Here is a 26055-nt window from a genome sequence, read left to right as displayed (position 1 = left end):
CCGTGAAGCTGATCAACCCGATCGCGATGGAAGAAGGCCTGCGCTTCGCCATCCGCGAAGGCGGCCGTACCGTGGGCTCGGGCGTCGTCGCCAAGATCCTCGACATCTAAGCGGCACGCAAAGGAATCACCATGGCTACCAAGCAAAAAATCCGCATCCGCCTGAAGGCATTTGACTACAAGCTTATCGACCAATCGGCCGCTGAAATCGTGGACACCGCCAAGCGCACCGGCGCGATCGTCAAGGGCCCCGTGCCCCTGCCGACCCGCATGAAGCGCTTCGACATCCTGCGTTCGCCGCACGTCAACAAGACGTCGCGCGACCAGCTGGAAATCCGCACCCACCAGCGCCTGATGGACATCGTCGACCCGACCGACAAGACCGTGGACGCGCTGATGAAGCTCGACCTGCCGGCTGGCGTCGACGTCGAGATCAAGCTGCAGTGATTCGACCCCGCGTCGTCTCCTGACAAAGCCCGCCTGCAGAAATGCAGGCGGGCTTTTCTGTTCTTAACAGTTGCTCTCCTTCTGTGGCATCCTCCCGCACCGGTATTCCTCAGCGCATTGGCCGGGGCTGAAATGAGGGCAGCAAAAGATATGAGACAGAAGTTCTCCTTTGAGTCGGGCCTGGTCGCTTGCATCGCGACCGCGGCGTTGCTGGTCGCCTGCGGCGGTGGTGGGGGAGGCGGCGGTGGTGGCGTGCCCTTGCTGCCCCTGCCCGTCCCCACGACGAACCCCGTCACCTTGAGCGGCACCGCCACCTACGAGTCGGTGCCCAACGTCAACGGCGCCCTCGTGTACGCCGACACCACGTCCAAGCCGGTGCGCGGCGCCTACGTCGAGGTGCTCGACACCAGCGGCAACCAACTGGTGGTCACTTCGACCGACGACAGTGGAGCCTATGCCGTGAGCGTGCCGGGGAACACGACCGTCACCGTACGCGTGCGCACGCAGCTGACGCGCCCCGGGCCGGGCGCGACCTGGGACGTCACCGTGCGGGACAACACGCAGTCGAGCGCCATCTATTCCATGCAGTCGTCGGCGTTCTCCACGGGCGCCGCGGCGCTGACCCGCGACCTGCACGCGCCCAGCGGTTGGGGCGGCTCCAGCTACACCGGCCAGCGCGTGTCGGCACCGTTCGCCGTGATGGACACGGTCTACATCGCGATGCAGAAGGTGTTGTCGGTGGCGCCGGCGACGGCGTTTCCGTCGCTGAAGGTGTTCTGGAGCGTCAGCAACACGAACGCTGGCGGCAGCGTCGCGTTGGGGCAGATCGGCACCACCTTCTTCATCGCCCAGAGTTCGGGCGCGGAAATCTACGTGCTCGGCAAGGAAGACGTGGACACCGACGAATTCGACGCGCCCGTGATCGCGCACGAGTGGGGCCACTACTACCAGTCGGCGTTCAGCCGCGACGATTCACCCGGCGGCGAGCACTCTACGGCGGACCTGATCGACCGCCGGCTCGCGTTCTCCGAGGGGTGGGGCAATGGCTGGTCGGGCATTGCGCTCGGGCGGCGGAACTATGTCGATTCGGGTGGCCCCGGCCAGGCCCAGGGCAGCAACCTCGACCTGTCGAAGGGGCCCGCGTCGAATCCGGGATGGTTCCGGGAAACATCGATCCAGTCGATTTTCTGGAACCTGAACCAGCAGGTGGGTTTCAAGCCGATCCACGACACGATGACGAATGCACTGTTCAAGGGCGGCGCGCCGGTGACCTCGATCCATCCGTTCGCCGCGGCATTCAACAGTGCCGCGACTGGCAGCGCGTCCGCGCTGAACGCGTTGCTGACGGGCCAGAACATCAGCGCTGCCAACGACGCCTACGGCGGCGCGGAGAGCAACGACGGCGGCGTGCCGGCCGCGTTACCGATGTACAAGCCGGCCACGGTTGGAGGCGGCGCCATCCAGGCTTGCGTGACGAACGCGGCGGACCCCGCCCCGCGGACGGGGAACAAACTCGGAAGCTATGCCTATGTGAGCTTCACGGCGCCCGCCAATCGCGCGTACCAGTTCAGCGTCAGCGCGCCGGCAGGGGCGAATCCCAATTTCGCGGTCTACCAGGGCGGCGTGGTCGGCCGGAACTCGGGATCGCTCAGGCTGTCGCCCGGCCCCTATGTGCTGGTGATCAACGACCTCAACAACTCCGCCGCGAACACCTGCTTCGGCGTGACCATCCAATAGCCGTGGGGAAGACCGCCATGAAACTCCATTCCCGCTCCACGTTCGCCGCCATGGCCTGGCTGGCGTTTTTCGGCGTCGCCGGCTCTGCCTGTGCAGACGGCGTGCCGGCAGCACGCAGCGACCGCCATGCCTCTCTGACGGTCGCGGCGCGCAAGCCCAATGGTTCGGGCGTTGCAATCCAGTACCGGGTCGAAGCAGCGGCGCAGGCCGGTCGTCAGGCCTCGGTTTTCTTGCAGTTCGATGGCGTGACCGACCCAGCCGGCGCCACGGTGCGCCTGACGACCGACGCAGGCCTGACCCTGGCCACGAAGAGCAGCTTCGCGTTGCCCGCCGGCCAGCGCACGACCGCCACCGCCACGGTGACGAGCAGCGGCGACGGCCTGGCCTATCTGAACGTCTTCGTGACGCAGAACGGTGCCATGAGCATCGTGGCCATCCCCATCCAGACGGGTTCGGCCGCGCCGGCCACCAAGCCAGCGGGCGAGATGAAACCGTCGCCGGACGGTGAAAAGGTCATTTCGATGCCTGCCCAAGAGCCAAAGGCACCCGCCAAAAAGCCCTGAAACAGGGTCTTCGAGGCCTGCTGCACAGGCTGAACAGTGGCACTTGCGCCATGCCCGCACCGCGGGCTATAATCGCTGGCTCTGCCCTTGTTGCGTCCGCAAGGGTGTTGTTTGGGCAGAGATTTATCAACCTTCTTCCGTAGCCGGAGAAATCTGGCAAACGCTGTTGCCAATTGAAGTGGCAGTGGCGGAAGAGGATTTCCATTTTTGGAGAAAACATATGAGTCTGAGCAACTCCCTCGGGTTGCTGGGCCGCAAGGTGGGGATGATGCGTCTCTTCACCGATGACGGGGACGCAGTTCCTGTCACGGTGGTGGATGTGTCCAACAACCGTGTGACCCAGATCAAGTCCCAAGAGACCGATGGCTACGTCGCCCTGCAGGTGACGTTCGGTTCGCGCAAAGCATCGCGCGTGACCAAGCCCCAAGCCGGCCACCTCGCCAAGGCAGGTGTCGAAGCAGGCGAAATCATCCAGGAATTCCGCGTTACCGCAGATACCGCAGGTCAGCACAAGGCTGGCGGCGTGATCGCGGCGAGCAGCGTGTTTTCCGTGGGCCAGAAGGTGGACGTGCAAGGCACCTCCATCGGCAAGGGCTTCGCAGGCACGATCAAGCGTCACAACATGAGCTCGCAACGCGCGTCGCACGGTAACAGCCGTTCGCACAACGTTCCCGGCTCGATCGGCATGGCACAAGACCCCGGTCGCGTGTTCCCCGGCAAGCGCATGACGGGCCACCTCGGCGACGTCACGCGCACGACGCAAAACCTCGACGTGTTCCGCATCGACGAAGCACGTCAACTGCTGCTCATCAAGGGCGCGATTCCGGGTTCGAAGGGTGGCTTCGTCACCGTGCGTCCCGCCATCAAGGCCAAGCCGCAAGCGGCTGAAGGAGCGAAGTAATGGAACTCGAACTCCTGAACGAACAAGGCCAGGCCGCGTCGAAGTACGACGCCCCTGAAACCGTGTTCGGCCGTGACTACAACGAAGACCTGGTCCACCAGATCGTCGTTGCATTCCAGGCCAATGCCCGCCAAGGCACGCGCGCCCAGAAGGACCGCGAGCAGGTCAAGCACTCGACCAAGAAGCCTTTCAAGCAAAAGGGAACGGGCCGCGCCCGTGCCGGTATGACGTCCTCGCCGCTGTGGCGCGGGGGTGGCCGCATCTTCCCGAACATGCCTGACGAAAACTTCTCGCAGAAGATCAACAAGAAGATGTACCGCGCCGGCATGGCCGCCATCTTCTCGCAGCTCGCTCGCGAAGGCCGTCTGGCCGTGGTGGATTCGCTGACCGTGGATTCGCCCAAGACGAAGCCGCTGGCAGCCCGTTTCAAGGCGATGAATCTCGAGTCCGTGCTCGTGATCGCCGAAGAAGTCGACGAAAACCTGTACCTTGCCTCGCGCAACCTGGTCAACATCCTCGTGGTCGAACCCCGTTACGCCGATCCGGTGTCGCTGGTTCACTACAAGAAGGTGCTGGTCACCAAGGGTGCCGTCGACAAGCTCAAGGAGATGTTCGCATGAGCCGCGTGAACCCTACCGCCGCTGAACGTACGTTCGAAGAAGGCCGCCTGATGGCGGTGCTGGTCGCCCCGATCGTGTCCGAAAAGGCCACGATGGTCGGCGAAAAGTCGAACGCTGTCACTTTCAAGGTGCTGCAAGACGCCACCAAGCCCGAGATCAAGGCCGCTGTCGAACTGATGTTCAAGGTCGAAGTCCAGGGCGTGTCGGTGCTCAACACCAAGGGCAAGACCAAGCGCTTTGGCAAGTCCATCGGCCGCCGCGACAACGTTCGCAAGGCCTATGTGACCCTGAAGCCGGGTCAAGAGCTCAACCTCGTCGGGGAAGGCGCTTAATCATGGCCGTCATCAAGATGAAACCCACTTCGCCGGGCCAACGCGGCGCGGTGAAGATTTCGCGTGATCACCTGTTCAAGGGTGCTCCTCACGCAGCCCTGCTGGAACCCCAGTTCCAGAAGGCCGGCCGTAACAACAACGGTCACATCACGATCCGTCACCGTGGCGGTGGTTCCAAGCACCACTACCGCGTTGTCGACTTCGTGCGCAACAAGGACGGCATCCCGGCCAAGGTCGAACGCATCGAGTACGACCCGAACCGCACCGCCCACATCGCTCTGGTCTGCTACGCCGACGGCGAGCGCCGCTACATCATCGCCCCGCGCGGTCTGGAAGCTGGTGCAACGCTGCTGTCGGGCGCCGAAGCCCCGATCCGCGCCGGCAACACCCTGCCGATCCGCAACATCCCGGTCGGCTCGACGATCCACTGCATCGAACTGCAACCCGGCAAGGGCGCGCAGATCGCGCGTTCGGCCGGCACGTCGGCCACGCTGCTGGCTCGCGAAGGCGTCTACGCCCAGGTCCGCATGCGTTCGGGTGAGGTGCGTCGCATCCACATCGAATGCCGCGCAACCATCGGCGAAGTGGCCAACGAAGAGCACAGCCTGCGCCAACTCGGCAAGGCCGGCGCCAAGCGCTGGAAGGGCATTCGCCCGACCGTTCGCGGCGTCGTGATGAACCCGGTCGACCACCCGCACGGTGGCGGCGAAGGCAAGACTGGCGAAGGCCGCCATCCTGTCGACCCATGGGGCAATCTGACCAAGGGCTATCGCACCCGTAACAACAAGCGCACGCAGGTCTTCATCGTGTCGCGTCGCAAGAAGTAAGGGATAGCCAATGACTCGCTCTCTCAAAAAGGGTCCTTTCGTCGACCACCACCTGGTGGCCAAGGCCGACAAGGCCGTGACGACCAAGGACAAGAAGCCGATCAAGACCTGGTCGCGCCGCTCGATGGTCCTGCCCGAATTCATCGGTCTGACCATCGCTGTGCACAACGGCAAGCAACACGTGCCCGTGTACATCACCGACCAGATGGTCGGCCACAAGCTCGGCGAATTTGCGCTCACGCGCACGTTCAAGGGGCACCCCGCGGACAAAAAAGTCCAGAAGAAGTAAGGAACGACCATGTCTGAAACACGTGCAGTCCTCCGCGGTGTCCGCCTGTCGGTCGACAAGGGCCGTCTGGTCGCGGACCTGATCCGCGGCAAGAAGGTCGATCAAGCGCTCAACGTTCTGCAGTTCACGCAGAAAAAGGCCGCTGTGATCATCAAGAAGGTGCTGGAGTCGGCTATCGCCAACGCCGAGCACAACGACGGTGCCGACATCGACGAGCTGAAGGTCAAGACCATCTACGTCGAGCAAGGTGCAACGCTCAAGCGCTTCACCGCGCGGGCCAAGGGTCGCGGCAATCGCATCAGCAAGCCCACGTGCCATGTGTACGTGACGGTTGGCAACTAAGAAGGCCTGGAAGAAATATGGGACAGAAAATCCACCCAACCGGGTTCCGCCTTGCGGTTACCCGTAACTGGTCCAGCCGTTGGTACGCAAGCGACCGCGATTTCGCGGGCATGCTGGCCGAAGACATCAAGGTTCGCGAATACCTGAAGAAGAAGCTGAAGAACGCTTCGGTGTCGCGCGTCATGATCGAGCGTCCCGCCAAGAACGCACGCATCACGATCTACTCGGCACGTCCGGGCGTCGTGATCGGCAAGAAGGGCGAAGACATCGAGAACCTCAAGCGCGAACTGGGCAAGCAGCTCGGCGTGCCGGTTGCAGTCAACATCGAAGAAGTGCGCAAGCCCGAAATCGATGCGCAACTGATCGCCGACAGCATCACGCAGCAGCTCGAAAAGCGGATCATGTTCCGCCGCGCCATGAAGCGCGCCATGCAAAACGCCATGCGTCTGGGTGCCCTGGGCATCAAGATCATGTCCGCTGGCCGCCTGAACGGCATCGAGATCGCACGTACCGAGTGGTACCGCGAAGGCCGCGTGCCGCTTCATACCCTGCGCGCCGACATCGACTACGGCACCTCGGAAGCCAAGACCACGTACGGCGTCATCGGCGTCAAGGTCTGGGTCTACAAGGGCGACACGCTGGGTCGCAACGACCTGCCGGCCGTCGAAACGCCGCGTCCTGAAGAAGAACGTCGTCCGCGTGGTCCCCGCCGTGATGGTCGCCCTGGCGACCGTCCGGGTGGCGACCGTCGTGGTCCCGGCCCCCGTGCCGGCGGCCGTGGCCCGATCGGTGGCAACACCGCTCCCGCCGATGGCAGCGACAAGCCCGCAGAAGCAACCGGCGGTGCCGGTGCAGACTCGAAACCCGCCGTTAAGCGCGTCCGCAAAGCCGCGCCCGCTGCAGCAGCGGACGGTGCCAAGACCGAGTAATCGGTCGCTCCCGGGCGCGAAAGCGCCTGGGGCTCTCACGGAGTAATAAAACATGCTGCAACCTGCACGCAGAAAGTTCCGCAAGGAACAAAAGGGCCGCAACACCGGCGTCGCAACCACGGGTAACTCGGTTGCGTTCGGTGATTTCGGTCTCAAATGCACCGATCGCGGCCGCCTCACGGCACGCCAGATCGAAGCCGCTCGTCGCGCGATTTCGCGTCACGTGAAGCGCGGTGGCCGTATCTGGATCCGCGTGTTCCCGGACAAGCCCATCTCTACCAAGCCCGCTGAAGTGCGGATGGGTAACGGTAAGGGCAACCCCGAGTACTACGTCGCCGAAATCCAGCCCGGCAAGATCGTGTTCGAGATCGTCGGCGTGCCCGAAGAACTCGCCCGCGAAGCGTTCCGCCTGGCCGCCGCCAAGCTTCCGCTGCGCACGACGTTCGTCGCTCGCCAGCTCGGCGCCTGAGAGGAGAACACTGATGGCAACCCGTAAGAAAAAAGAAACCGCGGCTCCGGCCAAGGTGACCAAGGCTGCAACCCTGCGCACGAAGGACGTCGCAGAGCTGAAGACCGAAGTCAAGGAACTGCAGAAGGCCCATTTCGGCCTGCGCATGCAGAAGGCCACGCAACAGCTGTCGAACACCTCGACGCTGCGCGTGACGCGCCGCGACATCGCTCGCGCCAAGACCATTCTTGCTCAGAAGCAGCAAGAAACCCCCGCCGCCAAGTAAGGAGTGAACATGACGGAACCTAAAAAATCCCTCAAGCGCACCTTGATCGGCAAGGTGGTCAGCGACAAGCGTGCCAAGACCGTGACCGTGCTGGTCGAGCGCCGTGTGAAGCACGAGCTCTACGGCAAGATCGTGGCCAAGACGAGCAAGTACCACGCCCATGACGAAAAGGGCGAGTACAAGCTGGGCGACACCATCGAGATCACGGAAAGCCGTCCGATCTCGAAGACCAAGAACTGGGTTGTGACCCGCTTGGTCGAGAAGGCTGTCCTGGTCTAAGCAGACCGGATACCCGGCTCGAGACAGCCCACCTGAAAACGGCCCACAATGTGGGCCGTTTTTCTTTTTCCGGAGCACTTACATGATCAAAGTCGGCGACACCCTTCCCTCGGCCACCCTGCAGGAATATTCCGAAGTCGAGGGCGAGGGCTGCAGCATCGGCCCGAACGCGGTCGACGTGACCAAGGCATCGGCGGGCAAGACCATTGCGCTGTTCGCGCTGCCCGGCGCCTTCACGCCAACCTGCTCGGCCAAGCACGTGCCGGGCTATGTGCAGCACTTCGACGACTTCAAGGCCGCCGGTGTGGACGAGATCTGGTGCGTGAGCGTGAACGACGCCTTCGTGATGGGCGCCTGGGCGCGCGACCAGAAGACCGGCGCCAAGGTGCGCATGCTGGCCGACGGCAGCGCCGATTTCGCCAAGGCCACCGGCCTCACGCTTGACCTGACCGGCCGCGGCATGGGCGTGCGCAGCAACCGCTATTCGATGCTCGTGAAGGACGGCAAGGTCGCGACGCTCAACGTCGAAGGCCCGGGCAAGTTCGAAGTCAGCGACGCAGACACGCTGCTGGCGCAAGCCCGCGGCTGAGCCTGCGGGCGGCCAGCCAGCCAGCTAGAGCTCTAGAGCTCCGCCTTCAGGTAATGCGCCCCGGCAACGGGGTTGTGATAGTAGCGCGGCACCTCGGCGAAGCCCAGGTCCTCGTAGAGGGCGCGGGCGGACTCCATGTCGTCGAGGGTGTCGAGCAGCACGCAGCCGTAGCCGGCGCCGCGTGCGGCATCCAGGATCGCCTCGGCCAGCTGCCGGCCGAGGCCCAGTCCGCGAAAACCCGGGCGCACGTACAGGCGCTTCATTTCCGCGGCGTTGACGTGGTCCACGTTGTCCAGTGGGCGCAGTGCGCAGCAGCCCGCCACGTGCGCCAGCGTGCCGTCGGCGCGCTTCAACGTCGGCGCCTGGCGGCCGGCGTCTTCCTTCACATTCGCCGCGTCGACCAGCGCCAGCAGCAAGGTGCCACGCGGCTCGGCGTAGTCGCCGGGCAGACCGGCCAGTTCGCCGTCGAAATCCTGGAAATCGAGGTCAATGCCCAGCGAGCCCGCGTAGTCGCGGAAGATCGCGCGCGTGGCGTCGATCTCGTGCTGCTCCTCGGGCACGATCAGCACGACGGCCGGCATGGCCGACAGCGGCAGGGGGCGGGAGACGGAAAAGCTCATAGGCGCAAGGAAGAGGCCCGACGGCCCGACCCCTTGCAGGACGCGCACAGCGGCAGCGCCAGCAAGGGAAGCGCGGCATGGTCGCGGCCAGTGACGAACGGGGCGAGAGCTCTGGCACCGGAAGCCGCCGGAAAGGCGGCCACTGGGGAATCGGTCATCGAGAAAGGCGCGGAGCGCGCGATGCTGCGGAAGGCGCAATTTAGCAAAGTCCGGGCCCCAGGCTGCTTCGGGTTGTTGCTATGCGCCGGCGAGGCCATGCCTGCGCCGCGATCGACGGCATCTTTCTCCCACCAAAGCTCCGTAACCCAAAAAGCAAAGGCGCTCCTTCAAGAGCGCCTTCGGGCAGGGAAACGAGAAGGGAAAGGGCGAGCGATCAGGCCTCGGCCAGGAGCTTCTCGATCAGCTTGTGCAGCTCGGCGAAATCGGGCTCGCCCACGTAGCGCTTCACGATCTCGCCGCGCTTGTTGACCAGGTAGGTCGTGGGCGTGAGCTTCACGTCGCCCCAGGCCTGCGCCACGCTGCCGGTGTTGTCGATGGCGACCTTGAAGGGCAGCATGCGCGTTTCGGCGAAGTTGACCACGTAGCTCGGCGGGTCGTAGCTCATGGCCACGGCGAGGGTGTCGTAGCCCTGCGCCTTGTACTTGTCGTAGGTGGCGATCACCTTGGGCATCTCGCCCACGCAGGTCACGCAGCTCGTGGCCCAGAAGTTGACCAGGGTGACCTTGCCCTTCAGGTCGGCGGTGCTCTTTTGCGAGCCGTCGAGCAGCACGAAGGTCGAGGCCGGCGCGGCGGTGGCACTGGAGCCGAAGTACACGCCCACGCCGGCAGCCAGCGCGATGACGACGGAGGCAGCGGCGATGTATTTCTTCATGGCATCACAGGGGAGGGGAAAGGGAGCAGACAGGAGCGGCGCTAGTTTAGTTCCGCCTGCCCGATCGTGCTGGCCGCGACCGCACTGCCCCTGGCCCACCCCTGGAGCGCCGCTGCGCGGTACGGCCCGGCCGATAATCGCTCCCCCATGCCGCCCAGGTCCACCTCTTCCAGCTCTCCCAGCTCTTCCGCCTCCCTTGCCGCTTGCGCCTCGCGGGTGCTGGCCGCCGCGGCGCTGCTCGCCGCGTGCAGCCCCACCTTCAACTGGCGCGAGGTGCCGGTTGCCGACGCGGGCCTGACCGCGCTGCTGCCCTGCAAGGCCGATCGCGCGGACCGCGCCGTGCCGCTGGGCGCGGAATCGGTCAAGGTCGACATGGCGGGCTGCGACGCGGGCGGCGCCACCTTCGCCATCGCACATGCCTCCGCCGACGGACCCGCGCAGGCCGAGGCGTGGCTCGCCGCCTGGCGCACCGCCACGCGCGCCCAGCTGGTCAAACCGGGCGAATCGAGCGACATGCAGCTGGCGGAAACCCCCGAAACGCTGCAGCGCGCGACCGCCACGCCCGCGCCGCTGCGGCTCGAAGCGCGAAAGCAGGGCGCGCCCACCGTGCAGATCCTGTGGTTCGCCCAGTCGCAAAAAGACGGCACCGTGGCGCTCTACCAGGCCACCGTGCTGGGCACGCCCGCTTCGGCCGAGGCGTCGAAGACCTTCTTCGAGGGCCTGCGCCTGCCATGACGATGGCGCGTGGCCGGTCTGTTTCGTGCCGCACTGTCCGTTTTTCGGGGCTGCCGCGTTGTGTCACATATCTACTTCCCGTGGGCCGCCCCGCATAATCGGCGCGTCGTCCCCCGTCCCGCATGAACAGCATCCTCATCATCGCCCACTCACCGTTCGCACATGCGCTGCGGCAGTGCGCGCTGCATGTGTTCCCCGACTGCGAGCAGGCCATCGTCGCGCTCGACGTGCTGCCCAACGTGTCGCCCGAAGAAACGCTGGCCGCCGCGCGCATCACGCTCGAGCAGCAGTTGCGCGCTCCGCGCTCGCAGGTGCTGGTGCTGGCCGATGTGTTCGGTGCCACGCCCTGCAACGTGGCGCAGAAACTCGTGGACGGCGTCCGTTCGCGGCTGGTGGCGGGGGCGAACCTCCCGATGCTGCTGCGCGCGGTCACCTACCGGCACGAGCCGCTCGAGACGCTGGTGCAGCGCGCCCTCGCGGGCGGCACCGCCGGCGTCATGCAGGTGGCGGTGGCGGCTCCCCAGAACCAGGCGAAGAGAAAGCACAGTGATCAAGAAATCCGTGACCATCAGCAATAAGCTGGGCCTGCACGCACGCGCGTCGGCCAAGCTGACCAAGCTCGCAGGCAGCTTTCCCTGCGAGGTGTGGCTGTCGCGCGGTGACCGCCGCATCAACGCCAAGAGCATCATGGGCGTGATGATGCTGGCCGCCGGGCTGGGCTCCACCGTCGAGCTCGAGACCAACGGCCCGCAGGAAGAAGAAGCGATGAACGCCATCGTCCACTTGATGGACGACAAGTTCGGCGAAGGCGAATAAGGACCCTCCGATGACTTTCGCAGTCCACGGCCTTCCCGTTGCCCGTGGCATTGCCATCGGGCGCGCGGTGCTGGTGGTGTCCAGCCGCATCGACGTGGCCCACTACTTCATCAAGCCCGAAGAGATCGAGACCGAGATCGACCGTGTGCGCACCGCGCGCAACGCGGTGGCCGACGAGCTCATCAAGCTGCAGGCCAACGTGGCGCTCATGGGCCCGAACGACGCGCCGCACGAGCTCTCGGCGTTGCTCGAGGTGCACCAGATGCTGCTGCAGGACGAGGCCCTGAGCACCGGCGTGAAGCACTGGATCAGCGAGCGGCTCTACAACGCCGAATGGGCGCTGACCACGCAGCTGGAAATCATCGCGCGCCAGTTCGACGAGATGGAAGACGCCTACCTGCGCGAGCGCAAGGCCGACCTCGAACAGGTGGTCGAGCGCCTGCTTCACCGCATGAAGGGCACCGCCGCCGTGCTGGCGCCGAGCCCGCCGCGCCGCAAGCGCGCCGCCGCGCCGCTGGACGACAACGACGACCACGACGACCCCACCGCGGGCGACGGCATCGACGTGCCGCTGGTGCTCATCGCGCACGACCTGTCGCCGGCCGACATGCTGCAGTTCAAGAAGAGCGTGTTCGCCGGCTTCGTCACCGACGTGGGCGGGCGCACCTCGCACACCGCCATCGTCGCGCGCAGCATGGACATTCCGGCCGTGGTCGGCGCGCGCACCGCGAGCCAGCTGGTGCGCCAGGACGACTGGGTCATCATCGACGGCGACGCCGGCGTGGTCATCGTCGACCCCTCGCCGATCATCCTGGCCGAGTACGGCTTCAAGCAGCGCCAGGGTGACCTGGAGCGCGGCCGGCTCGCGCGGCTGCGCCACAAGCCGGCCGTCACGCTCGACGGCCAGCGTGTCGAGCTGCTGGCCAACATCGAGATGCCCGAGGACACGCTGGGCGCGGTCAAGGCCGGCGCGGTGGGCGTGGGCCTGTTCCGCAGCGAATTCCTGTTCATGGGCCGCGAGTCGTCCACGCGCCAGACGCGCCTGCCCGACGAAGAAGAGCAGTACCAGGCCTACAAGCGCGCGGTCGAGGGCATGCAGGGCATGCCCGTGACCATCCGCACCATCGACGTGGGCGCCGACAAGCCTCTGGACAGCAAGTCGGCCAACAAGCAGGAGCACCTGAACCCCGCGCTCGGCCTGCGCGCCATTCGCTGGAGCCTGGCCGACCCGGCCATGTTCCTGACGCAGCTGCGCGCCATTCTTCGCGCGGCGGCGCACGGCGAAATCCACCTGCTCATTCCCATGCTCGCGCACGCGAGCGAGATCCGCCAGACGCTGTCGCTCATCGACTTCGCGCGCACGGAGCTCGACAACCGCGGCGTGGTGCACGGCCCGGTGAAGCTCGGCGCCATGATCGAGATTCCGGCGGCCGCGCTCACGCTGCGCATCTTCCTGAAGCACTTCGATTTCCTGTCGATCGGCACCAACGACCTGATCCAGTACACGCTGGCCATCGACCGTGCCGACGAATCGGTCGCGCACCTGTACGACCCGGCGCACCCCGCCGTGCTGCGCCTGGTGGCCGACACCATCGCCGAATGCCGACGCCAGGGCAAGGGCGTGTCGGTGTGCGGCGAAATGGCCGGCGACGTGGCCTTCACGCGCCTGCTGCTGGGCCTGGGCCTGCGCAGCTTCTCGATGCACCCCTCGCGCATCCTCGCGGTCAAGCAGGAAGTGCTGCGCGCCGACACCGGCAAGCTCGAGGCCTGGGCCAAGGCCGTGCTCGAGTCGGACGACCCCGCCGCCACCATGGCGGGCTGAGCGCTCTTCGTTCTTTTCACCCGCCCTGCGGGCGGGTGAAAAGAAACGATACATGCCGCAACCGCGGCGAAAGGACTTGCGCAGCGCCCGCAAGCACGATCAGGCCTTCTCCTTCAACCCCTGAAAGAAAGGCCTGCATCATGAAGTTCGTCTCCACCTCCGTTTCCTTCTCCCAGATCATCGCCATCAGCTCCTTCGCCATGCTCGCCGCCGCGGGCGCGAAGGCTGAAAGCTACGAAGGCGTGCAACCCGCCGTGTCGGCCAAGAGCCGCGCCGACGTGAACGCCGAAGCCCTGCGCACCGCCTCGGCACCCAACCAGAACGTGGTGCGCGGATCGCGCGGCGCCGAGACCATGGCCGTGTCGATGGAGCGCGAGCGCGTGGTCGCCGAAGCGGTTCGTGCCGCCGCCGCGCCCGACCAGAACGTGTCGTCCGGCTCGCGCGTGAACAGCAAGGTCATCTCGACCCTGCAGAACCCCGTCGACGCCCGCGCCGCTGCCGCCAACGCCAAGAGCAGCCGGCTGTAAGCAGCCCCACGCTTGTTGCCACATCCGTCGCAATAAAGCGAAACACGCCGATACCGCGGCGAGAGGACTTGGCCCGGTGCCCATCGCACCATCGAGCTTCCTCCTCACAAGACAACACCAAGGACTTGATATGAAGCACTGGATCAAACGCACTCTCTTCGGTTTCGCAGGCGCCGCCATGGTGGCCGGAAGCATTGCCGGCTGTGCCGGCCAACGCCACGGCTGGGGCGGCGGCGACAGCGCCGAGTTCCGAGCCAGGATGGTCGAGCGCGTGGGCAGCAAGCTCGAGCTCGACGCCAACCAGAAGCAGAAGCTCACGGTGCTGGCCGAGAAGCTGCAGGCGCAGCGCGAAGCCATGCGCGGTGCCGGCGGCTCGGGCGACCCGCGCTCGCAGTTCAAGGCGCTGTTCGCGGGCAACAAGCTCGACCAGGCCGGCGCCACGCGCCTGGTCGACGAGAAGACCACGGCCGTGCGCAACGGCAGCCCCGAGATCATCGCGGCCGCCGCCGACTTCTACGACAACCTGAACGCCGCCCAGCAGCAGAAGGTGCGCGACTTCATGGACCGCGGCGGCCGCCGCTGGAGCCATCGTGGCTGAGCTTGACTCACCCCCAGGCTTCGCGCACTTCGTGTCGCTGCGCCAACCCCCTGCGAGGGGGCGACACCTGTGGACCGGCGAAGCCGGTTCCACGGTGTCCCTGGAACGGGCCGCCGAACAGGCCGCGGCAGCGGGTGGCGTGCGCGCGCTGCTGCGGCTCGAAGGCGCGGTGGTGCTCGGCGTGGCGCTTGCCGCCTACGCCCAGTTCGGCGCGGGCTGGGGCGTGTTCGCGCTCTGGCTGCTGGCGCCCGACCTCTCGCTGCTGGGCTACGTTGCCGGCGCGCGCGTGGGCGCGGCGCTGTACAACGCCGCGCATTCGTACGCGGGGCCGGTGCTGCTGCTGGCCTTCGGCGTGCTGGCGGCCACGCCGTGGGCGGTGGCCGGCGGCCTGATCTGGCTGACCCACATCGGGCTGGACCGCGCGCTCGGCTACGGCCTGAAGTACGCCGCGGGCTTCGCCTTCACGCACCTCGGCCGCATCGGCCGGGCCGATCCATGGTGAGTCGTTCCGCCCCCACCCCCACCTCCGCACCCGCCCCGGTGATGCGCCCGGGCGCCGCGCGCGCCTGGCTGCTGACCGAGGCGCTCGTGCTCGGCACGGCGTCGATGGTGCACGCCGGCTTCCTCGTGCCGGGCTACGCGCACGCCGCGGCCCGCACGGCCGAGGCGGTGATCGCCACCGTGCTGGTGCTCGCCGCCGTCGAGACCTGGCTGCGGCCCCACGACGCGCGCCGCGCCGCCCTCTTCGGGCAGGGCTTCGCGCTGCTGGGCACGCTGGTCGGGCTGGGCACCATCGTCGCGGGCATCGGTCCGCACACCGTGCCCGACGTGGTCTTTCATGCGCTGTTGCTCTCACTGCTGGTGATGGGCCTGACCTGGGCGGTGCGATGCCGGCAGGTTTGATGGTCAGCGAAGTCATCCGCCATTTCCTTGCCAGGAGGCACAATCCCGCCATGCCGCGCATCCTGTTGATCGACGACGACGAACACCTCGCCGCGCCGCTGACCACCTACTTCGCACGCTTCGGCTGCACGCTCGACAGCGCCGTGCGCCCGAGCGAAGGCCTCGCCAAGCTGCGCGCCTTCACCTACGACGCGGCCATCCTCGACGTGATGCTGCCCGAGATGGACGGCTTTGCGCTGTGCCGCGAGATCCGCAAGGAAAGCGACATTCCCATCGTGATGCTCACCGCCCGCGGCGAGGTGATGGACCGCGTGGTCGGCCTCGAGCTGGGTGCCGACGACTACGTGCCCAAGCCCTTCGAGCCGCGCGAACTGGTGGCGCGCGTGCAGACCATCCTGCGCCGCCAGCGCAGCGCGCCGCCCGCATCGAGCAGCACGCAGCAGCGCGTGTTCGACGGCCTGTCGATCGACCTCGACCGGCGCCAGGTGCTGCGCCACGGCGAGCGCGTGGAGCTCACCGGCACCGAGTTCGAGCTGCTGGCGCTGCTGGCCGCCGAACCCGGCAAGGTGTTCAGCCGCGACGACATCCTCAACCGCCTGCGCGGCCACGAGGCCGAGCTGTACACGCGCGCGGTCGACATCGTGGTGAGCCGCCTGCGCAAGAAGCTGGAGCCGCTGGACTGCATCAAGACGCTGCGCAACGCCGGCTATGCGCTGGCCGTGGCGCGCAGCGAGCCGGCATGAGCGCAGCGCCTGGCCGCCTCCAGCAGGCTGAAGCTGGCGCCGCGGTGCGACGCGCGAAGGCACGCCGATGAGCACTGCCCGCAGGGACCACCGCGCCGCCATGCGCGAAATGCGGCGGCGCATGGCGTGCCGTGAGGACATGCCCGGCGAGGTCATGACGCGCGAGGAGTGGCGCAAGCAGTGGCACGCCCGCTGGAACGAGAAGGTGCAGGGCAAGCGCCGCTGGCGCCGCTCGCTGCGCGTGCGGCTGGTGCTGATGTTCGTGCTGCTCGCGCTGGTGATGGCGGGCGTGTTCATGGGCGGCATGAAGAAGTCGTTCTCCACCGGCTGGGCCGAGGCCGCCAAGCCCATGCTGACCGACTACACCGACCGCCTGGTCGCCGAAATAGGCACGCCGCCCGACGTGACGCGCGCGCAGGCGCTGGTGGCCCGGCTGCCCATCACCATCCGCATCGTCGGGCCCACCGTCAACTGGGACTCCAACCCCGGCGGCGCGAGCAGCCCCGGCGGCTGGATGCACGACCGCGACGACATCTTCGGTGGCGACAAGTGGTTCATACGCCCCACGGCCGACGGCCACCGGGTGATCTTCGGCTGGGCGCCCAAGCTCTGGCAACTGGCGCCGCGCGCCATCGGCTGGGCCACGCTCGGGCTGCTGCTGTCGTGCGTGCTGCTGGGCTACGCCTACGTGAGCCGGCTGCTGCGCCCGCTGATCGACATTCGCGAAGGCGCGCAGCGCTTCGGCCGCGGCGAGTTCACGCAGCCCATTCCCGTGCGCCGCAACGACGACCTGGGCGACCTCGCGCAACGCATCAACACCATGGCCGACGACATCCAGGCCATGCTCGACGCCAAGCGCGGGCTGCTGCTGGCGCTGAGCCACGAGCTGCGCTCGCCGCTCACGCGCGCCCGCCTCAACGCCGAGCTGCTGCCCGCCACGCCCGAAGGCCAGGCCGAGCGCGACGCGCTGCTGCGCGACCTCAACGAGATGCGCGACCTCATCAGCGACCTGCTCGAAAGCGAGCGCCTGGCGAGCCCGCACGTGGCGCTGCTGCGCGAGCCGGTCGACCTGGCCGTGCTCATCCGCGAGACCGTGGCCGAGATGCCCGGCGCGCAGCATGTGCACCTGGACCTGGCCGACGGGCTGCCGCCGCATGCCGTCGACCGCATGCGCATCCGCCTGCTGGTGCGCAACTTGCTGGACAACGCGCTGCGCTACAGCGCCGACGCGCCGCGCCCGCCCTGCGTGTCGCTGCGCGCGGTGCTCGACGGCAGCAGGCAGGGCGTGGAAATTGAGGTGCGCGACCATGGCCCCGGCGTGGACGAGGAACAGCTGGAGCGGCTCACCGAGCCCTTCTACCGCACCGACGGCGCGCGGGCGCGCACCACCGGCGGCGTGGGCCTGGGCATGTACCTGTGCCGGCTGATCGCCGAGGCGCACGGCGGCGAGCTCACGGTGCGCAACGGCGGGCCGGGCCTGCAGATCATCGTCCGGCTGACCTGAGCGGTCGGGGCTGAGCGACGGGCCCCGGGGCTGTCGCCTGCGCTACCAGCCGGCCCGGGGCCCGCGGCTACGATGCGCCTCCCGGGGCCGCAGCGGCCCACGCAGATCCCAACGGCCTACATCGGCTTACCTCGGCCCCCCAGAAGGAGACACCATGAGCAGCACCCTCACCAACCACCAGGTCCGCCTCGCCAAGCGCCCCGAAGGCACCGCCACCCGCGAGAACTGGAAGTTCACCACCGAGCCCGTCGGCGAGCCGGCCGAAGGCGGCGTGCTGGTGAAGACGCTGTCGCTCTCGCTGGACCCGGCCATGCGCGGCTGGCTCAACGACGCCAAGAGCTACATCCCGCCCGTGGCCATCGACGAGGTGATGCGCGCCGGCGGCGTGGGCCGCGTGGTCGCCTCCAGGAACCCCAGGTTCGCCGTGGGCGACACCGTGTACGGCACGCTGGGCGTGCAGGAATACATGCTCGTCGCGCAGGAAGACCTGAAGCGCAACGGCCTGGTGAAGATCGACCTGAACGTCGGCACCATCGGCCAGTGGCTCAACGTGCTGGGCATGCCCGGCATGACCGGCTACTTCGGCCTGATGGACGTCGGCCAGCCCCAGCCCGGCGAAACCGTGGTGGTCTCGGGCGCGGCCGGCGCCGTGGGGCAGACCGTGGGCCAGCTGGCCAAGCTCAAGGGCTGCCGCGTGGTCGGCATCGCCGGCGGCGCCGCCAAGTGCGAATGGGTGGTGAAGGAGCTGGGCTTCGACGCCTGCATCGACTACAAGGCCGGCGAGGGCGCGGTGCGCGCGGGCCTGAAGGAGCATTGCCCCAAGGGCGTGGACGTGTACTTCGACAACGTCGGCGGCGAGATCCTCGACCACGTGCTGGCCAAGCTGGCGCGCAAGGCCCGCATCATCATCTGCGGCGCCATCAGCCAGTACAACAACGCCAACAGCATGCCCGCGGCCGGCCCGCGCAACTACCTGAGCCTGCTGGTGAACCGCGCGCGCATGGAGGGCATCGTGGTGTTCGACTACGCCGACCGCTACCCCATCGCCATCGCCGAGCTGGCCGGCTACCTGAAGGACGGCCGCATGAAGAGCAAGGAAGACGTGGTGAAGGGGCTCGACACCTTCCCCGAGTCGCTCAACAAGCTGTTCGCGGGGGAGAACTTCGGCAAGCTGGTGCTGCAGGTGGCCGAGGCCTGAGCACGACGCCGGGGCCGTCGCGCCTCAGTTGCCGGACTTGTTCGGGTCGCGCCACGCCCGCTCGAAGGGCAGGCGCCACGCGTGCGGCGCAATCAGCTGGTGCACCGGCTTCGGCCCCCACGACCCCTGCTCGTACAGCCGCACCGGCGGCGGCGATTCGAGCAGCGCGGTCGACACCTCCCACAGCCTTTCGATGCCCTCGGCCGTGGTGAACAGCGTGCGGTCCCCGCGCATCGCGTCGAGGATCAGCCGCTCGTAGGCCTCCAGCACCTCGCCCGCCATGCCGGTGTCGCGCATGGCGAACTGCAGGCTCAGCTTGTCCAGCCGCATGCCGGGGCCGGGGCGCTTTCCGTAGAACGACAGCGACATCTTCGAGGCGTCCGCCAGGTCGAAGGTGAGGTGGTCCGGCCCCTGCGCGCCCACGCCCGAGCCGGGCGGGAACATGCTCTTGGGCGGCTCGCGGAACGCGATGGAAATGATGCGCTGGCCCTCGGCCATGCGCTTGCCGGTGCGCAGGTAGAAGGGCACGCCGGCCCAGCGCCAGTTGTCGATGTGGCACTTCAGCGCAATGAAGGTCTCGGTGTCAGAGTCGGGGTCCACGCCTTCCTCGGCGCGGTAGCCGCTGTACTGGCCGCGCACCACGTCGGCGGGGCGAATGGGCTCCATGCTGCGGAACACCTTGTTCTTTTCCTCGCTGATGGGCGCGGGCTCCAGCGCGGTGGGCGGCTCCATGGCCATGAACGCCAGGATCTGGAACAGGTGCGTGACCACCATGTCGCGGTAGGCGCCGGTCTGCTCGTAGAAGCCCGCGCGCTTGCCCAGGCCCAGCGTTTCGGGCACGTCGATCTGCACGTGGTCGATGAAGTTGCGGTTCCAGATGGGCTCGAAGAGCCCGTTCGCGAAACGGAACGCCAGGATGTTCTGCGCCGGCTCCTTGCCCAGGAAGTGGTCGATGCGAAAGATCTGCTCTTCCTGGAACACCTCGTGCAGCTTGCCGTTGAGCTTGACGGCGCTCGCCAGGTCGGTGCCGAAGGGCTTTTCCATCACGATGCGCGAGCGCTCCACCAGCCCGGCCTCGCCCAGCGTGCGCACCACGGTGAGCGCCGCGCTGGGCGGCACGCTCAGGTAGTGCAGGCGCCGGCACTCGGTGCCCAGCGAGGCCTCGGCGCGGTCGACCGCGGCGCGCAGGGCGGCGGCGCCGGCCGAGAGCGGCACGTAGTCGAGGTTGGCCGCGAAGGTGTCCCAGTCGGCGGAGGTGGTCTTGCGGCTGCTGAACTCGTCGAGGGCCGAGCGGGCCGCGTCGCGAAAGCCGTCGACGTCGAGTTCGTCGAGCGACACGCCGATGATCCGGCAGCCCGGAATGAAGCCGGCGCTGCACAGGTGGAACAGCCCCGGCAGCAGCTTGCGCCGGGCCAGGTCGCCGGTGGCGCCCACCAGCACCACCACCTGCGGAAAACGCGGACCGACACCGGGAGGGATCTTCGCCATGTTGTCACCTTGGAGCTGTTGTGCCCAAGGCCCAAGCGATTTCGGTGCCAGGGGGCGCGGCCCCCGAAAGGCTGGAAGGCCGCTGCAGGCGCGAGAGCGGACCCCGGGGGGAGGGTCAGTCGATGGCGGGGCGCATGGGCACGTCGCCCAGGGCCTCGTCGTCGCGCAGGCCGTGCGCGGCCTTCAGCAGTTCGATGGACATGCCGTCGCTCTGGCCGGCAAAGCCCTTGGCGACGCCTTCGAGCACGGTGGACAGGCCGACCTCGCCGTCGGCGCGGGCGTCCATGCTCACGTTCAGCACCCGGGCCGCCATCTGGCGGTAGGTGACGGCGCCCGCGCTTTCCAGCGCGGCCACCAGGTCGAGGTACAGCGCCAGGTTCAGGTCGAACACCAGCTTGGGGGTGATTTCGAAATCCTCGTTCTTGTTCTTGTTCTTGTTGTCCATAGGGGTGGCTCCTTTTTTTCTGAACCTCCACTCTAGCCAGAAAACGGGTGGGTAACCCGTCGGACACAGCCTGATTCAGTCGGCCCCGTCGGCCTGATCGGCCCGATCGGCCCGATCGGCTCAGTCGCGCCGCGCGCGGGTGCCCATCACCGCCGCCGAGATGATGAGCCATGCCGCCAGCACGATGGTCCATGTCAGCGGCCGGCCGGTGACCAGCAGCAGCAGCGCGGTTGAGCCCAGCGGCGTGATGTAGCTCAGGATGCCGATCTGGCGCGCGTCGCCGCGCTTGAGCGCCATGTCCCACACGAAGAAGGCCGCGCCCAGCGGGCCCAGGCCGCACAGCACCAGCAGCAGCCAGTCGCGCCCCGACAGCGCCACCGAGGGTTCGAGCAGCGCGTGGCAGGCGAGTGACAGCACGCCCGAGACCAGGCCGAACAGCCCGATGGCCGAGGTCGGAAAGGCCGCGACGCGCTTCGTTCCCAGCGAGTAGCTGGCCCAGACGAAGGCCGAGGCCAGCGCGGGCAGGAAGCCCCAGTACATGGTGAAGGTCGAGCTTCCACCGGCACTGTCGCCACCGCCACCGCCGCCCGCGCCGAGGATGGCCGCCGCCGCGCCCGCGAACCCCAGCAGCCCCGCCACCAGGTGCAGCGGGCGCAGCGTGACGCCCGGCAGCAGCACCGGCGCCAGCACCACCATGAGCAGCGGCCACAGGTAGTTGACCAGGTTGGCCTCCACCGGCGGCGCGTAGCGCAGCGCGATGAACAGCAGGAAGTGGTAGCCGAACAGGCCGTAGACGCCGAGCGCCAGCGTGCGCGCCGGCACCTTCCAGGCGCGCCGGTCGCGCAGCACCAGCGGCCAGCTCGGCACGCTGCCGATGATCAGCGCCAGGCCGGTGAGCAGGAAAGGCGGCAGGTGCGACAGGGCGGTGCCCAGCGAGGCGAGGGTGGTCCAGAGCGCGATGGCGAGCAGGGCGTAGGCGGTCGATGACATGCAAGGAGGCTACGCGATGCGGTCGTCGGGCAATGACGGTGCGTCGTCGGGAAACGACGGTTTGGGGGGATGCTCCTTCCCCCTTTGGGGGAAGGTTGGGATGGGGGCAGGACTTCGATTAAGCGCTGCGTTGTTTCGCACGCCGTCGTGCCCCCACCCCGACCCTCCCCCAGAGGGGGAGGGAGCAACACCCCCCAATCAGCGCCGCAACGCCGCAGTCAACGCCGAAGGCGACCTGTACCCCGTGCGCCGCGCCGTCTCCGCCACGCTCGTCCCGCCCAGCCGCAGCTCGCGCGCATGCGCCAGCCGCATCGCGCGCAGCCATTGCATCGCGCCCATCCCCTGCTCATCGCGGCAACGCTGCGCGAACTGGCTGGGGCTCAGGCAGGCGACTTCGGCCAGGTCGGCGACGCTCATGGGTTCATGCCACCGCGCCCGCGCCCAGTCGGCGAGCAGGGTCCAGTCGATGCGCCGGCGGCGCGAGTCCGACGCAGCGGGCGCTTGCGGCCGCCAGGCCTCCAGCAGCAGCGCCGGCCCGTGCAGCAGCGCCAGCGCCGACGCCTGCGGCCGCGCCATGCATTGCGCCAGGTAGCGCGCCAGCGAGTGCAGCTGCGGTGCGTCGACCGGCGCGCGCTCGGCGCAACGGGCCCAGCCGGCGTGCGAGGTATCCAGCACCAGGCAGCGGCTGTGCCGGCCGCGGGCCTGGAAGTCGTGCCGGTCGCCGGGCGAGACCACCTGCGCCTCGCCGGCGCCGATGCCCGCGCCCCGGCCTTCCACCTCGATCTCGAGCACGCCTTCCAGCCCGATCAGCACCTGGAAGTGGTCGTGCGCGTGGCTGCCGTGCGAGGCGCTGTAGTCGCGCAGCACGAGGTCGTGCCGCTCTGGCAGGGGCAAGGTCAGCGGCAGCGGCAAGTCAGGACGGATCATGGCGGGTCATGGGCTGGCGCGAATTGTCCGCGCGCCCGCCCTCGGTGCCAACCGTGCCAACCGGGTGGAGGCTGCCGGCCTCAGCCTTCTTCCGCCTCCCGCACCGCCCGCCCATTGACCCGCACGGCCTCCACCACGCGCCCTTCGCCCGTGGCCAGCGGCTGCGCGCGTCCTTCGGCGCGCACCTTGTCGCCCACCTTCAGGCCCAGGTGCGCGAAGCCGTCGGGCTTGGTGTGGACGAAGTCGCCCGTGTCCAGCACCACGCCGTTGGCCTCGCCATGGCGTGCGTAGTTCAGGCGCACCACGGTGCCTTCGATGCGCTCGTCCGGGTGCGCGTGCCGGGGCGCCTCGCCGTCGATGGAGGCGAGCCGCTCGAAGCGGTACACCGTGTGGCCGGCCTCGCCCTTGGGCGAGGGCCCTTCCTCGGTGCCCTCGATCACCAGCGCCTGGCCGACCTGCAGGCCCTCGAAGGCGGTGGCGGCGCCTTCGTCGTGGCGCTCGAACACGAACTGCGTGGCCACGCCGTCGGTGTCGATCAGCACGCCCTCGATGCCGCCCTTGGGGCTGTAGACCAGGTGCTGGAAGCGGCCTTCGACCGACCAGACGTCCTGGGTGTCGTGCTTCGCGTGGGTTTCGTGGGGTGCGTGGTGTTGGGGCATGGCGTGTCCTTTGTGAGAGTGAAGAGTGAGGGAGTGAAGAGTGAGGAAGTGGTTTGCGAAGCCGAAAAGCGCGCGTCAACCCAGCCGCAGCAGCGCCGCCGAGGCCGCGCACACGACCAGGAAGGGAATGCCGATGCGGTGGAACTCGCGCAGCCCGTGCGGCACCTTGGCCAGCCGCAGCGCGATGAGGTTGGCCAGCGAGCCCAGCACGCAGCCGAAGCCGCCCACGCTCACGCCCGCCGCCAGCGCGGGCAGGTCGTGCACGTAGCGGTCCAGCAGGATGGTGGCCGGCACGTTGCTGATGAACTGCGAGGTGACGATGGCCGCCAGGTACGCACGCCAGCCTTCCGCGATGGGCCACTGGCCCACCAGCGAGGCCACGGCGGGCAGCTCGGCCAGCTGGCGCAGGTCGACGAACATCAGCGCGATGATCGCCAGCAGCGCCCAGTCGACGCCCAGCAGCACCCGGCGCTGGAACAGCAGGTAGGCCACGAACACCACCGCCAGGCCGGCCAGCAGCCAGTGCCGGTCGAGCGCGACCACGAAGCCCACGAACAGCACGCCCGACAGCGCCAGCAGCCGCGGCTGCACCGGCGCCGCCTCGGCCGCGGGCTTCAGCGCGATGGCGGTGCGCGGCACCAGCAGCCACACGGCCACGAACAGCCAGAACAGCATGACCAGCACCGTGGGCGCCATCATCCACATGAAGCCGCCGAAGCTCTCGCCGGTGCGGTGCCACAGGTACAGGTTCTGTGGATTGCCGATGGGCGTGAGCGCCGAGCCCGCGTTCACCGCCAGCGCCTGCAGCACCACCAGCCGCGCCAGCGGCAGGTGCGCCTGCGTGGCCAGCACGCGCGTGAGCGGCACCAGCAAGAAGAGGCTCACGTCGTTGGTCACCAGCGCCGACAGCACGGCGGCGGTGGCGGTGAGCAGCAGCGCCAGCTGGCGCAGGTCGGTGGTGCGCGCCAGCAGGCGCTGCGCGGCCGACTGCAGCATGCCGCTCTTCTCCACGCCCTGCGTGATGGCCAGCAGCCCGGCCAGCGCGCCCACCGTCTGCCAGTCGACCAGCTTCAGCCAGTCCATCGGCGCGCGCGGGCGCAGGAAGGCGAACAGCACCGCCACCGCCACCAGCACCCAGAGCAGGCCGTTGCCGCCGCCTTCGTGCGGGGCGGGGACGTCGTGGCCCGGCGCCGCCGAAGCTGCGGATGTCGAGGAGGCCAAGGCTGCAGAGGCGCTGGAGGCGGTGTCTTTGTTCATGGAGCGGCGGGGTTCAGTGCGGGGTCGGCCGGCGCGTTCGCCATCGGCGCGCGCCGGCCGCGAGTTTCCGGCATGGCCAGCGCGAACAGCGTCAGCGCACAAGCCGCGATGCCCGCGAGCAGCACGAAGGCCGTGCCGTAGCCGGCCAGGTGCGCCACCGTGCCCGCCACCAGGTTGCTGAGCGCCGCGCCCAGCCCCACGCAGGCCGCGCCGATGCCCAGCGCGAAGTTGAAGTGCCCGCTGCCGCGCGTGAGGTCGCCGATCATCAGCGTCAGCATCACGCCGAAGATGCCCGCGCCGATGCCGTCGAGCACCTGCAGCGACAGCAGCGCCGCCGGGCTGTCGGCCAGCAGGTACAGCAGGCCGCGCAGCGGCAGCACCGCGAAGCCGGCCAAGAAGATCGGCTTGCGCGGCAGCCGCGGCGCCCAGCGCCCGACCGCCAGCGCGATGGGAATGGTCACCAGCTGCGTGACGATCACGCCGCCCGACAGCCACAGCGTGGCCGAGGTGCCGGCGCGCGTGCCCACCTTCTGCGCCACCAGCGTGAGCATGGCGGCGTTGGCCAGGTGGAACAGGAAGGCGCAGACCAGCAGCACGACCAGGCGGTGGTCGTACCAGCGCGCGGAAGTCTGCGGGGTGCGTGACGTGCGCGAGGTGCGCGAGGTGTGCGTTTCGGATGAAGGCGTATCGGCCTGTTGGTCGGCTTGATCGTCGGCCTCGTGGTCCGCGCCGCGCGCCAGCTTCGGGTCGACGTCGCGCTGGCGGATCAGCATGGCCGCGACCACGGTCGGCAGCGCCATCGCCACCGCGTAGAAGAACATCGCGTGCGGCCCGAAGGCCTGGCCCACCCAGCCGGTGCCCAGCGCCCACAGCACCGTGCCCGCCGCGGTGATGGCCGCGTTGCGGCCCACGCGCGCGTCCAGCCCGGCGCGCCCGACCATGCCCAGGCTGGTGGCCGCGATGGCGGGCGCCACCAGCGTGCCCGCCGCGCCCACGAGCGACTGGCCCGCCAGGATCACGCCGTAGCCCGGCCAGTTCGCCATGACCACCAGGCACACCGCGATGAGCGCGATGGCCCCCGCGATCCAGCGGGGCTTGTTGGGCACGCTGTCGATCAGCGCGCCGGCCGGCGCCTGCACCACCAGCCCCACCAGCGCCGAGACGAACATCACGGTGCCGATGCGCTGCGGGTCCCAGGCCAGCGTGCCGGCCATGAACACGATCAGGAACGGGCCGACGCCGCCCTGGATGTCGGGCGCGAAGAAGGCCAGGGCGTCCAGCGCGCGCAGGCTGCGGCGCGACGGGGAGGGCGACGACGGCTCCGACGCCGACGGCAAGGGGGCGAATGCGGTGGTCATGGCGTG

The 26055-nt window shown here is 68.2% G+C and carries 35 protein-coding genes; 26 read left to right on the top strand and 9 right to left on the bottom strand.

Features of this window, described 5'->3' with window-relative positions; translation table 11 throughout:
* From QTI51_RS36670 to QTI51_RS36600, 15 genes are all read left to right on the top strand, one after another.
* A partial coding sequence (locus QTI51_RS36670) for an EF-Tu C-terminal domain-related protein (protein WP_495574034.1) occupies positions 1-110 on the top strand: 110 nt, incomplete at its 5' end.
* Positions 111-131: 21 nt separating this feature from the next.
* Positions 132-446 (top strand): 30S ribosomal protein S10, encoded by a 315-nt coding sequence (rpsJ, locus tag QTI51_RS36665; protein WP_007838118.1) that lies wholly within the window; start codon positions 132-134, stop codon positions 444-446.
* A gap of 150 nt (positions 447-596) precedes the next feature.
* Positions 597-2183: a carboxypeptidase-like regulatory domain-containing protein gene (locus QTI51_RS36660; RefSeq protein ID WP_116913570.1), complete on the top strand. Its 1587-nt coding sequence runs from the start codon at positions 597-599 to the stop codon at positions 2181-2183.
* A 17-nt stretch (positions 2184-2200) separates the two neighbouring features.
* Positions 2201-2746, top strand: a complete 546-nt coding sequence (locus tag QTI51_RS36655) for a hypothetical protein (protein WP_116913569.1) — start codon at positions 2201-2203, stop codon at positions 2744-2746.
* Positions 2747-2966: 220 nt separating this feature from the next.
* Entirely contained in the window at positions 2967-3647 is a 681-nt protein-coding gene (gene rplC / locus QTI51_RS36650) for a 50S ribosomal protein L3 (RefSeq protein WP_116913568.1), read from the top strand.
* Entirely contained in the window at positions 3647-4267 is a 621-nt protein-coding gene (rplD, locus tag QTI51_RS36645; protein WP_093218836.1) for a 50S ribosomal protein L4, read from the top strand. The genes rplC and rplD overlap by 1 nt, the downstream gene beginning before the upstream one ends.
* A complete protein-coding gene (gene rplW, locus QTI51_RS36640) occupies positions 4264-4599 on the top strand; it encodes a 50S ribosomal protein L23 (RefSeq protein WP_007838129.1) in 336 nt (111 codons plus the stop codon). Before rplD ends, rplW begins: the two co-directional genes overlap by 4 nt.
* A gap of 2 nt (positions 4600-4601) precedes the next feature.
* Positions 4602-5426: a 50S ribosomal protein L2 gene (gene rplB / locus QTI51_RS36635; RefSeq protein WP_093057772.1), complete on the top strand. Its 825-nt coding sequence runs from the start codon at positions 4602-4604 to the stop codon at positions 5424-5426.
* Between the two features lie 10 nt (positions 5427-5436).
* Positions 5437-5715 carry a 30S ribosomal protein S19 gene (rpsS, locus tag QTI51_RS36630; RefSeq protein ID WP_007838132.1) on the top strand — a complete coding sequence of 93 codons (279 nt, stop codon included), beginning with the start codon at positions 5437-5439 and terminating at the stop codon, positions 5713-5715.
* Positions 5716-5724: 9 nt separating this feature from the next.
* Positions 5725-6057 (top strand): 50S ribosomal protein L22, encoded by a 333-nt coding sequence (gene rplV, locus QTI51_RS36625; RefSeq protein WP_007838134.1) that lies wholly within the window; start codon positions 5725-5727, stop codon positions 6055-6057.
* Positions 6058-6074: 17 nt separating this feature from the next.
* Entirely contained in the window at positions 6075-6986 is a 912-nt protein-coding gene (gene rpsC, locus QTI51_RS36620) for a 30S ribosomal protein S3 (protein WP_081266126.1), read from the top strand.
* Between the two features lie 52 nt (positions 6987-7038).
* Positions 7039-7455, top strand: coding sequence for a 50S ribosomal protein L16 (rplP, locus tag QTI51_RS36615; protein ID WP_093136308.1), 417 nt, complete (start codon positions 7039-7041; stop codon positions 7453-7455).
* Positions 7456-7510: 55 nt separating this feature from the next.
* Positions 7511-7720, top strand: coding sequence for a 50S ribosomal protein L29 (gene rpmC / locus QTI51_RS36610; protein ID WP_116913581.1), 210 nt, complete (start codon positions 7511-7513; stop codon positions 7718-7720).
* Between the two features lie 9 nt (positions 7721-7729).
* Positions 7730-7999, top strand: a complete 270-nt coding sequence (gene rpsQ, locus QTI51_RS36605) for a 30S ribosomal protein S17 (protein ID WP_007838145.1) — start codon at positions 7730-7732, stop codon at positions 7997-7999.
* Positions 8000-8081: 82 nt separating this feature from the next.
* Positions 8082-8588 (top strand): peroxiredoxin, encoded by a 507-nt coding sequence (locus tag QTI51_RS36600; protein ID WP_116913567.1) that lies wholly within the window; start codon positions 8082-8084, stop codon positions 8586-8588.
* Between the two features lie 32 nt (positions 8589-8620).
* On the opposite strand, the gene QTI51_RS36595 is transcribed toward QTI51_RS36600, so the two are convergent.
* Positions 8621-9208, bottom strand: coding sequence for a GNAT family N-acetyltransferase (locus QTI51_RS36595; RefSeq protein ID WP_286518080.1), 588 nt, complete (start codon positions 9206-9208; stop codon positions 8621-8623).
* A gap of 373 nt (positions 9209-9581) precedes the next feature.
* Entirely contained in the window at positions 9582-10079 is a 498-nt protein-coding gene (locus QTI51_RS36590) for a TlpA family protein disulfide reductase (protein ID WP_286518079.1), read from the bottom strand.
* A gap of 147 nt (positions 10080-10226) precedes the next feature.
* On the opposite strand from QTI51_RS36590, the gene QTI51_RS36585 reads away from it, so the two are divergent.
* From QTI51_RS36585 to QTI51_RS36535, 11 genes are all read left to right on the top strand, one after another.
* The gene (locus tag QTI51_RS36585; protein ID WP_286518078.1) at positions 10227-10814 is read left to right on the top strand and encodes a hypothetical protein; all 588 of its coding nucleotides are present in this window, start codon (positions 10227-10229) and stop codon (positions 10812-10814) included.
* Positions 10815-10936: 122 nt separating this feature from the next.
* Positions 10937-11392 (top strand): PTS sugar transporter subunit IIA, encoded by a 456-nt coding sequence (locus QTI51_RS36580; RefSeq protein ID WP_116913563.1) that lies wholly within the window; start codon positions 10937-10939, stop codon positions 11390-11392.
* Positions 11361-11630, top strand: a complete 270-nt coding sequence (locus QTI51_RS36575) for an HPr family phosphocarrier protein (protein ID WP_081266134.1) — start codon at positions 11361-11363, stop codon at positions 11628-11630. The genes QTI51_RS36580 and QTI51_RS36575 overlap by 32 nt, the downstream gene beginning before the upstream one ends.
* Positions 11631-11640: 10 nt before the next feature.
* Complete coding sequence (gene ptsP / locus QTI51_RS36570; RefSeq protein WP_116913562.1) at positions 11641-13452, top strand: phosphoenolpyruvate--protein phosphotransferase; 1812 nt, start codon at positions 11641-11643, stop codon at positions 13450-13452.
* A gap of 140 nt (positions 13453-13592) precedes the next feature.
* On the top strand, positions 13593-13979 hold the full coding sequence (locus QTI51_RS36565; RefSeq protein WP_116913561.1) for a DUF4148 domain-containing protein: 387 nt from the start codon (positions 13593-13595) through the stop codon (positions 13977-13979).
* A 130-nt stretch (positions 13980-14109) separates the two neighbouring features.
* A complete protein-coding gene (locus QTI51_RS36560; protein WP_116913560.1) occupies positions 14110-14577 on the top strand; it encodes a Spy/CpxP family protein refolding chaperone in 468 nt (155 codons plus the stop codon).
* Between the two features lie 94 nt (positions 14578-14671).
* Positions 14672-15079, top strand: a complete 408-nt coding sequence (locus QTI51_RS36555; protein ID WP_286518075.1) for a DUF4260 domain-containing protein — start codon at positions 14672-14674, stop codon at positions 15077-15079.
* Entirely contained in the window at positions 15073-15480 is a 408-nt protein-coding gene (locus QTI51_RS36550) for a hypothetical protein (protein WP_116913558.1), read from the top strand. Before QTI51_RS36555 ends, QTI51_RS36550 begins: the two co-directional genes overlap by 7 nt.
* Before the next feature lie 50 nt (positions 15481-15530).
* On the top strand, positions 15531-16223 hold the full coding sequence (locus QTI51_RS36545; protein WP_165840518.1) for a response regulator transcription factor: 693 nt from the start codon (positions 15531-15533) through the stop codon (positions 16221-16223).
* Between the two features lie 139 nt (positions 16224-16362).
* Positions 16363-17727 carry a HAMP domain-containing sensor histidine kinase gene (locus tag QTI51_RS36540; protein WP_503011584.1) on the top strand — a complete coding sequence of 455 codons (1365 nt, stop codon included), beginning with the start codon at positions 16363-16365 and terminating at the stop codon, positions 17725-17727.
* A gap of 154 nt (positions 17728-17881) precedes the next feature.
* The gene (locus QTI51_RS36535; protein ID WP_116913555.1) at positions 17882-18925 is read left to right on the top strand and encodes an NADP-dependent oxidoreductase; all 1044 of its coding nucleotides are present in this window, start codon (positions 17882-17884) and stop codon (positions 18923-18925) included.
* 24 nt (positions 18926-18949) lie between these two features.
* On the opposite strand, the gene zwf is transcribed toward QTI51_RS36535, so the two are convergent.
* The 7 genes from zwf to QTI51_RS36500 form a co-directional block, all read right to left on the bottom strand.
* A complete protein-coding gene (gene zwf / locus QTI51_RS36530) occupies positions 18950-20413 on the bottom strand; it encodes a glucose-6-phosphate dehydrogenase (protein WP_116913554.1) in 1464 nt (487 codons plus the stop codon).
* A gap of 115 nt (positions 20414-20528) precedes the next feature.
* On the bottom strand, positions 20529-20858 hold the full coding sequence (locus QTI51_RS36525; protein WP_116913553.1) for a hypothetical protein: 330 nt from the start codon (positions 20856-20858) through the stop codon (positions 20529-20531).
* 120 nt (positions 20859-20978) lie between these two features.
* A complete protein-coding gene (locus tag QTI51_RS36520; protein ID WP_116913552.1) occupies positions 20979-21848 on the bottom strand; it encodes a DMT family transporter in 870 nt (289 codons plus the stop codon).
* Between the two features lie 198 nt (positions 21849-22046).
* Entirely contained in the window at positions 22047-22775 is a 729-nt protein-coding gene (locus QTI51_RS36515) for a helix-turn-helix transcriptional regulator (protein ID WP_116913551.1), read from the bottom strand.
* 80 nt (positions 22776-22855) lie between these two features.
* A complete protein-coding gene (locus QTI51_RS36510) occupies positions 22856-23434 on the bottom strand; it encodes a hypothetical protein (protein WP_116913550.1) in 579 nt (192 codons plus the stop codon).
* A gap of 75 nt (positions 23435-23509) precedes the next feature.
* On the bottom strand, positions 23510-24691 hold the full coding sequence (locus tag QTI51_RS36505; RefSeq protein ID WP_286518073.1) for an SLC13 family permease: 1182 nt from the start codon (positions 24689-24691) through the stop codon (positions 23510-23512).
* Positions 24688-26049, bottom strand: coding sequence for an MFS transporter (locus QTI51_RS36500; RefSeq protein ID WP_116913548.1), 1362 nt, complete (start codon positions 26047-26049; stop codon positions 24688-24690). The genes QTI51_RS36505 and QTI51_RS36500 overlap by 4 nt, the downstream gene beginning before the upstream one ends.
* Positions 26050-26055 lie beyond the last annotated feature (6 nt).

The organism is Variovorax sp. J22G73, from assembly GCF_030317035.1.
Lineage (GTDB): Bacteria > Pseudomonadota > Gammaproteobacteria > Burkholderiales > Burkholderiaceae_C > Variovorax.
The sequence above is the reverse complement of the archived record's forward strand: the minus strand, read 5'-3'. Positions and strand labels throughout refer to the sequence as shown.